At 74.7% G+C, this 7,464-nt stretch carries 8 protein-coding genes; 2 read left to right on the forward strand and 6 right to left on the reverse strand.

Translation table 11 applies throughout. From position 1 onward, the window contains the following. Nucleotides 1-40: 40 nt before the first annotated feature. Genes PKC53_RS15670 through PKC53_RS15695 form a run of 6 tightly spaced genes read right to left on the reverse strand, consistent with a single transcriptional unit; the run spans nt 41 to nt 6,254 of the window. Nucleotides 41-1,600 carry a diguanylate cyclase gene (locus tag PKC53_RS15670; RefSeq protein WP_324430263.1) on the reverse strand — a complete coding sequence of 520 codons (1,560 nt, stop codon included), beginning with the start codon at nt 1,598-1,600 and terminating at the stop codon, nt 41-43. A 60-nt stretch (nt 1,601-1,660) separates the two neighbouring features. Further along, nucleotides 1,661-2,557 carry an MBL fold metallo-hydrolase gene (locus PKC53_RS15675; RefSeq protein WP_324430265.1) on the reverse strand — a complete coding sequence of 299 codons (897 nt, stop codon included), beginning with the start codon at nt 2,555-2,557 and terminating at the stop codon, nt 1,661-1,663. A gap of 14 nt (nt 2,558-2,571) precedes the next feature. Further along, nucleotides 2,572-3,285, reverse strand: a complete 714-nt coding sequence (locus PKC53_RS15680; protein WP_324430267.1) for a class I SAM-dependent methyltransferase — start codon at nt 3,283-3,285, stop codon at nt 2,572-2,574. Beyond that, nucleotides 3,282-4,115 (reverse strand): TlpA disulfide reductase family protein, encoded by an 834-nt coding sequence (locus PKC53_RS15685; protein ID WP_324430269.1) that lies wholly within the window; start codon nt 4,113-4,115, stop codon nt 3,282-3,284. Before PKC53_RS15685 ends, PKC53_RS15680 begins: the two co-directional genes overlap by 4 nt. 8 nt (nt 4,116-4,123) lie before the next feature. Next, nucleotides 4,124-5,479 (reverse strand): DUF3422 domain-containing protein, encoded by a 1,356-nt coding sequence (locus PKC53_RS15690; protein WP_324430271.1) that lies wholly within the window; start codon nt 5,477-5,479, stop codon nt 4,124-4,126. A 49-nt stretch (nt 5,480-5,528) separates the two neighbouring features. Continuing rightward, the gene (locus PKC53_RS15695) at nt 5,529-6,254 is read right to left on the reverse strand and encodes a tetratricopeptide repeat protein (RefSeq protein ID WP_324430273.1); all 726 of its coding nucleotides are present in this window, start codon (nt 6,252-6,254) and stop codon (nt 5,529-5,531) included. Between the two features lie 58 nt (nt 6,255-6,312). On the opposite strand from PKC53_RS15695, the gene lipB reads away from it, so the two are divergent. Further along, nucleotides 6,313-7,005 (forward strand): lipoyl(octanoyl) transferase LipB, encoded by a 693-nt coding sequence (lipB, locus tag PKC53_RS15700; protein WP_324430275.1) that lies wholly within the window; start codon nt 6,313-6,315, stop codon nt 7,003-7,005. Nucleotides 7,006-7,019: 14 nt separating this feature from the next. After that, on the forward strand, nt 7,020-7,464 hold a 445-nt coding region (locus PKC53_RS15705; RefSeq protein ID WP_324430277.1), incomplete at its 3' end, for a radical SAM protein.

The following is a 7,464-nucleotide window of genomic DNA, read 5'->3' on the forward strand; positions in this document are numbered from 1 at the left end:
GACCGGCTCAATCATAGGCCCGTCGGGCGGCGGGGTGCGCTCAGGCCGGCGCACCCGGTGGCGCATGCGCATCGGCACCCGACTCGCCACCCGGCGCCACCGCGGTCGCGCGGTCGCGCCCGCCGCGCTTGCTCGCGTACAACGCCTGGTCGGCGCGGTGCAACATCGCGCCGAGATCGTCGGCGTGCGTGCCGAGCGCGGTCACGCCGAAGCTCGCGGTGACCGGCTGCGTCGTGCCGTGCACCGGTACCGCCAGCGCCCGCAGCGCGTCGCCCATGCGCTGCGCCAGCGCCAGCGCGCTGTCGAGGTCGGTCTCGGGTGCGAGCACGACGAACTCCTCGCCGCCGAACCGCGCCAGGCTGTCGGCGTCGCGCAACAGGCCCTGCAGCGCGGCGGCGACGCGCCGCAGCACCGCATCGCCGCCGCCATGGCCGTGGCGGTCGTTGATCGCCTTGAAGTGGTCGATGTCGATCATCACCAGCGCCAGCGGGCGGCGGTGGCGGCGCGCATTCCCCACCGCGGCGTGCGCGACGGCGTCGAAGGCGCGTCGGTTGAACAGCCCGGTCAGCGGGTCGGTCATCGCCAGCTGCTCGAGCCGGCCGTTGACCTCGTCGAGCCGCGCGGTGCGCTCGGCCACACGCGCCTCGAGCTCGAGGTTCAGCTGGTCGAGGCGCCGGTTGGCGGTGTGCAGCGCCTGCCGCTCGGCGCGCAGGCGGCCCAGCAACGCGGCCAGCCCGAGCGCGAGCAGGCTCATCGCGGCGATGAATTCCTGCGCGCGCATCGTTGCCTCCGCGGCCGGCAGCTCGCCGAACGGGTGGCGGTCGTGGGTCGTCGCCCACGCCAGGGCCAGGGCGACCACGGCGACCGCGGCGCTCGTCGCGCGCAGGTCGAAACGCGCGGCGAGGTAGACGATGCAGGGCAGCACCAGCACCGGCGCGGCGTGCCCGCCGAGCAGCGCGCCGCTGCGCGAGGTGGCCAGCACCGCGGTCACCGCGGCGCCGGCGACGACCACCGCGGCGTCGACGCGGCCGACGCGCATCGGTGCGCGGGCGTCGGCGCCCGGCGCCGTCCGGCCGACGGCCAGGCTCGACAGCAACGGCGTGAAGATCAGCAGCTCCAGCGCATCGCCAAGCCACCACACGCGCACGAAGTCCAGGTAGCCGGTGTGGCCGTCACGGAACTGGGTGTACGCGGCTGCGCCGATCACCGCGGCCGTCAGCGCGCCGGCGAGCGGCCCGGCGAGCAGGAACTTGCGCAGGTCGGCCAGCGACTGCATCCGCAGGTCGAATCGCCAGCGCCGCAGCAGCGCCCAGGCCAGCGTGGCCTCGAGCGCGTTGGCCACGCCGAACACCAGCGCCTCGGCGACGCTGAACGTCGGCAGGTCGGCGGCGACCTCGGCGGCGATGCCGAGCAGGGCGATCGGCACGACGTCGCGGCGGCGCGCGAGCAGCATCGCCACCAGCAGCACGCTGTTGGGCGGCCACAGGATCGCGATGCCTTCGGGCATCACCGCCATCGACACGCCGAGTCGCGCGCCGGCGTAATAACCCAGGGGCACCAGCCACCACAGGTGCGTGCGCGGCAACGGTCGCAACAACACCGACCCTCCCTCTTCCCAGGGGGGTATTGTCGCCGACCCCGGCCGGCCCCGTGTTCCGCGTCAGATCGCGTCGAGCGGGATCTTCAGATAGCGGATGCCGTTGTCCTCGGCCGGCGGCAGCCGGCCGGCGCGCATGTTCACCTGCACCGACGGCAGCAGCAGCGCGGGCATGCCCAGTGTCCTGTCGCGCGCGGTGCGCATCGCCACGAACTCGGCCTCGCTGACGCCGTCGTGCACGTGCACGTTGCCCTCACGCTGGGCGGCCACCGTCGTCACGTGGCGCGGCGGCGGCGCCTCGGGCAGGTAGTCGTGGCACAGGTACAGCCTCGTGGACGGCGGCAGCGCGAGCACCTTGCGGATCGAGCGGTACAGCGTCGCCGCGTCGCCGCCGGGGAAGTCGCAGCGCGCGGTGCCGTAGTCGGGCATGAACAGCGTGTCGCCGACGAAGGCCACGGTGACGTCGCCGTCGCGCACGACGTAGGTCATGCACGCCGGCGTGTGCCCGGGGGTGTGCATCGCGGTGGCCAGCAGGCCCCCGATCGCGAACGTGTCGCCGTCGTCGAACAGGTGGTCGAAGGGTTGGCCGTCGCAGGCGAAGTCCGCACCGGCGTTGAACAGCCGGCCGAAGGTGCGCTGCACCGTCGTGATGCGGCTGCCGATCGCGATGCGCCCGCCGAGCTGCTGCTTCAGGAACGGCGCGGCCGACAGGTGGTCGGCGTGCACGTGGGTCTCGAGCAGCCACTGCACGCTGGCGCCGAGCGCGCGCACCCGCTCGACCAGACGTCCGGCGCCGGCGGTCGAGGTGCGCCCCGACGCGGCGTCGTAGTCGAGCACGCTGTCGACCAGCGCAGCCTGCATCGACGCACGGTCGAGCACGAGGTGGCTGAAGGTCGAGGTGGCCGGGTCGAAGAACGACTCGACCTCGAGGCGGCAGGTGGCAGGCGTCGGTCGGGGCATCGGTGGCGGCGGGTTCAGGTGTCGCGCCGGCGCAGCAGGCGCAGGTGCATCGGGCGTGTGAAGGCGGCGCCGTGGGCGCCCAGGTGCGGCTCGAAGCGCGCGCGCACCGCCGCGCGCGTCGCGTCGTCGAGATGGCGCTCGGCGAAGGTCACGTCGACCATGCGGCGCTCGAAGTCGGCGAAGTCGCGAAAGTGCACCGGCACGTCGAAGCGCCGCTCGAGCACCGCGTCCCAGCCGCCGCCGGCCAGTGCGCGGTCGAGCGCGGCCTGCGCTGCGGCACGCACCACGCCCTCGTCGTTGAACAGGCGCGCGATCTCGTCGAGCGCGCCGGCGCACACCGGCTCGGACACGACCAGCCAGCCCCGCGGGCGCAGCACCCGGCGCACCTCGGCCAGCGCGGCGTCCATCGCGTCCCGCGGCACGTGGTGCAGCGACTTGAGCATCAGCGCCAGGTCGAAGCTCGCGTCGGCGCACGGGATCGCCTGCGCGCCGGCCGCGACGAACGCCAGCCCGGGCTGCGGGGCGGCCCGGTTCTTCGCGAGCTGGCGCGCGTCGACCTCGAGCCCGGTGACGCGGCAGCCCGGAAAGCGTCGCAGCAGCGCCCGTGCCAGCCGGGCGTTGCCGCAGCCGGGCTCGACGATGTCGAGGCCGCGCCCGAGCGGCAGCATTCCGGCCAGCAGGTCGAGCTCGTCGTCGACGAGTCGCGGCGGTGCGCAGGCGGCCGTCATGGCGTCGATGCGGCAGGCGGGGTCGGGGTGGCCTGCAGCGTGCGCAGCCGGCGGTCCAGCGACGCGGCGCTGAGCATGCCGAAGTGGCGCTCGACGACGCGGCCCCGGGCGTCGACGAACAGCGTCGTCGGCAGCCCCGACGAGCCGATCGCCGGGCCCAGCCGCGACGCGGGGTCGAGCCACACGCCGTCGAGCGTGAACGACTGCGCCGCGACGAAGCGCCGCACCGCGGCCGCGTCCTCGCCTTGGTTGACGAACAGGAAACGCACGCTTGGCGTGCGCTGCTGCGCCTGCGCGAACGCCGGCAGTTCGACGCGGCACGGCGCGCACCAGCTGGCCCACAGGTTGATCACGGCCGGTCGACCCTGCACCAGCGTGCGCAGTTCCGCGGCATCGCCGTCGGGGGCGCTCAGCGCCAGCGCCGGCAGCGGCGGGCGGTCGTGCACGCCGAGCAGCGTCGACGCGAGGCCCCAGAACGCCGCCGCGGCCAGCGCCGCGGCGCCCAGCGCGCGGCGCAGCGGCGCCGCACGCCACGCCCGCCAGGCGAGCACGGCCAGCGCCGCGGCGACGCCGGCCGCGGGCGACCAGCCGCCGTCGCGGATGTCGAGCACGCTCCACGGCGACGCGAGGTAGGCGTCGGCCGCCCCGGCGACGAACACGACGCGCGCCGACGCGAAGCCGGCCAGTGCGGCCAGCCACACCGCATCGGCGGCCGCTCGCGCGCCGGGCCCGGCCAGCCGCGACGCCAGCGCCTGCGCGAGCAGCAGCGCGCCGAGCCACAGCAGCGGGTTGAGCGGAAAGGCGAGGGGGCCGAGCTGCAGCGCCGCCACGGACCGCCTCAGTCGCCGGTCGACGCGTGCAGCCGCGCGTGGATGCGCCGCGTCGTGCGCCACACGCCCCACAGCACCAGCGGGATCAGCGCACCGGCGGCGATCTCCGGGTCGACCGGCAGTCCGGCGGACTTCGCCGCCTTCGCCCCGTACAGCAGCAGGCTGACCACGTAGTACGAGATCGCCGCGATCGACAGCCCCTCGACGGTGGCCTGCAGCCGCAGCTGCAGCTGCTGCCCGCGCGTGAGTTTGGCCAGCAGCTGCTGGTTCTGCGCCTCGGTGGCGATGTCCACGCGGGTGCGCAGCAGGGCGCTGGTGCGTTCGACGCGCTGCGACAGCGACGCCAGCCGGCGCGCGGTGGCGGCGACGGTGGCGATCGCCGGGTTCATGCGCCGCTGCAGGAACTCGCCCAGCGTCTGCGTGCCCGGGATCGCCGCCTCGCGCAGCTCGGCCACGCGCTGCGCGACCAGCGTGTCGTACGCGCGCGTGGCGGCGAAGCGGTAGTCGTGCTCGGCGGTGGCACGCTCGAGCCGCGCGGCCAGCGCGACGAGCCGCTCGAGCAGCTGCTGGTCCGACGCGCGCCCGGCCTCGAGCTGCTCGGTGAGCGTGGCCAGCGTGGCCTCCGCGTCGTTGAGCCCGGGGGCCAGCGACTTCGCCGCGGGCAGCCCGCGCAGCGCCATCAGGCGGTAGGTCTCGAGCTCGAGCAGGCGCTGCGAGATGCGGCCGGCGCGCGTGTCGGTGGTCGACGGCGGCGCGATCACCAGCATGTGCTCGAAGCCGTCGTCGCGCAGGTGGAAGTCGGTCACCGCGCACGAGTGGCTGCGGCCCTGGCTGCTGCGACCCATCAGCGACGCGGCCACCGCCTCGGCGCCGAACCAGCGCTGGGCCCGCGCGATCAGTGCCTGCGGGTCGTCGAGCTCGCCGTGCACCATCGCCAGCTTGATCGCGGCAATCGTGCGGCCGGGGATCGTGCGCAGCCAGCCGGGGTCGACGGCCAGCGCGTCGAGCCGCGCGGGGCCATCGGTGTCGAGGCCGGCAGCATCGGGCAGCGGCTGCACCAGCGAGTAGCGCGTGAATTCGGTGTGGCGCTCCCACTTCAGCGCGCAGCCGTCCAGGCGCAGGCGCAGGAAGTTGCCGGCCAGGTCGTCGATGGAGAGCGCCGCCTGCCCGGGCAGGCGGCGCAGGTGGATGCATTCGTCGTCGCGGGCGACGCCGGCGTTGAGCACCGCGACGTGCACGACCAGCGCCGGCAGCCGGATGCGCGCCGACGGGCGCGCGTGCACTTCGTTGTGCAGCACCGCGCGCAGCGCATCGTCGGGCGGCAGCGCGACGCGCGGGTCGGTGTCGGTGGCATGGCGGGTCATGGCGTGCGCGGCGGACCGGGCGGTCGCGCCGATTCTGCCGCGTGGGCCCTCAGCACCCGGTGCCCGGCAGCCGGGCGCCGAGCTCGTGCGCCTTCGCGGCGGCGGCCACGTCGCCCTGGTCGGCGGCGCGCGAGTACCAGTACCGCGCCAGGCGCAGGTCGCAGTCGACGCCCAGGCCCGCCTCGTACATCGAGGCGACCAGGTACATGGCGCCAACGTCGCCGCGCTGCGCGGCCTCACGGTACCAGTGCACCGCCGCGGCCGCATCCTGCGGGGTGCCGCGGCCGAGGTAGTAGGCGGTGCCGGTCTCCACCATGGCGTCGACGCTGCCGGCGGCGGCGGCGCGCAGGAACCAACGGTGCGCGCCCTGCAGGTCGGGGCGACCGGTGGCGACGCCCTGTTCGTGCAGGCGGGCGAGGTCCACCATCGCGGTGACGAAGCCTGCCTGTGCCGCGCGTTGCAACCGCTGCAGCGCCTGCGCGACGCTGGCGCCGGCGATCTCGCGACGCAGGTGCATGACACCCAGGTTGTAATCGGCCGCCGGCACGCTGGCGCGCGACAGCCGCTCGAACGCGGCACGCGCCTCGTCGAGGCGGCCGGCTTCGTAGTCGGCGACGGCGCGCTCGAGTTCGGCGTGCGCCGCCGATCGCACGGCGGGGACCGCGGCGGGCGCGCGGGTGGCACAGCCGGCGAGCGCCAGCGCCATGGCGAGCACGAGTGGCGGCAGGCCAGATGCCAGCAGGCGGCCACGCGACACGGCGCGGGGGACTCTCATCGGCACCTCCTCGCGCGCCAGTGTGCCCGACGGCGGGCGGCGCGCCGACAATGCGCGCATGGCCGATGCGACCGCTCCGCCACCCGACTGCCGTGTCCTCGGCCGCGCCGACTACGCCGCGACCGAGGCCGCGATGCGCGCCTTCACCGCATCGCGCGACGCGTCGACGCGCGACGAGATCTGGCTCGTCGAGCATCCCCCGGTGTTCACGCAGGGCGTGGCCGGGCGCGCCGCCCACGTGCTCGACGCCGGCGACATCCCGGTGGTGCAGACCCACCGCGGCGGGCAGGTGACCTACCACGGGCCCGGGCAGGTCGTCGCCTACCCGCTGGTCGACCTGCAGCGCCTGCGGATCTACGTCAAGGAATACGTGTTCCGCCTGGAGTCCGCGGTGCTGGCCGTGCTCGAGGAGTACGGCGTCACCGGCCACCGCGTCGCCGGTGCGCCGGGCATCTACGTGCGCCTCGACGACCCGTTCGGCCACGCCGCGCTCGCCGGGCCGGCCGACGCGCGCGACCCGTTCCGCGGGCTGGCCAAGATCGCGGCGCTGGGCATCAAGGTCAGCCGCGGCTGCACCTACCACGGGGTGGCGCTGAACGTCGCGATGGACCTGTCGCCCTTTTCACGCATCCACCCTTGCGGCTACGCCGGGCTGCAGACGGTCGATCTGGCTAGACTCGGGGTTTGCACCGACTGGGCCGACGCCGCCGACCGGCTGGCGCGCCGCCTGGTGGCCCAGCTGACCCCCTGACCCGCCCGCCGCCGATGACCACGCCTGCGCCCGCCCACGACCCGACCGTCAAGCAGAAGGCGCAGGCGAAGACTGCGCGCATCCCGATCAAGGTGGTGCCGGCCGAGGTGCTGAAGAAGCCCGAGTGGATCCGCGTCAAGGCCGGCAGCCCGACGACGCGTTTCTACGAGATCAAGCAGATCCTGCGCGAGCACAAGCTGCACACGGTGTGCGAGGAGGCCAGCTGCCCGAACATCGGCGAGTGTTTCGGCAACGGCACCGCGACGTTCATGATCATGGGCGACAAGTGCACGCGCCGCTGCCCGTTCTGCGACGTCGGTCACGGCCGCCCCGACCCGCTCGACGCGGACGAGCCGCTCAACCTGGCCAAGACGATCGCCGCGCTGAAGTTGAAGTACGTGGTCATCACCAGCGTCGACCGCGACGACCTGCGCGACGGCGGCGCGGCGCACTTCGTCG

The organism is Azohydromonas sp. (assembly GCF_035325925.1).
GTDB lineage: Bacteria > Pseudomonadota > Gammaproteobacteria > Burkholderiales > Burkholderiaceae_C > Calidifontimicrobium.

Excerpts from the sequence above, each read along its gene's own strand:
- PKC53_RS15695 (WP_324430273.1), bottom strand. The coding sequence starts at position 6,254 with ATGAGAGTCCCCCGCGCCGTGTCGCGTGGCCGCCTGCTGGCATCTGGC.
- PKC53_RS15675 (WP_324430265.1), bottom strand. The coding sequence starts at position 2,557 with ATGCCCCGACCGACGCCTGCCACCTGCCGCCTCGAGGTCGAGTCGTTC.
- PKC53_RS15690 (WP_324430271.1), bottom strand. The coding sequence starts at position 5,479 with ATGACCCGCCATGCCACCGACACCGACCCGCGCGTCGCGCTGCCGCCC.
- PKC53_RS15680 (WP_324430267.1), bottom strand. The coding sequence starts at position 3,285 with ATGACGGCCGCCTGCGCACCGCCGCGACTCGTCGACGACGAGCTCGAC.
- lipB (WP_324430275.1), top strand. The coding sequence starts at position 6,313 with ATGGCCGATGCGACCGCTCCGCCACCCGACTGCCGTGTCCTCGGCCGC.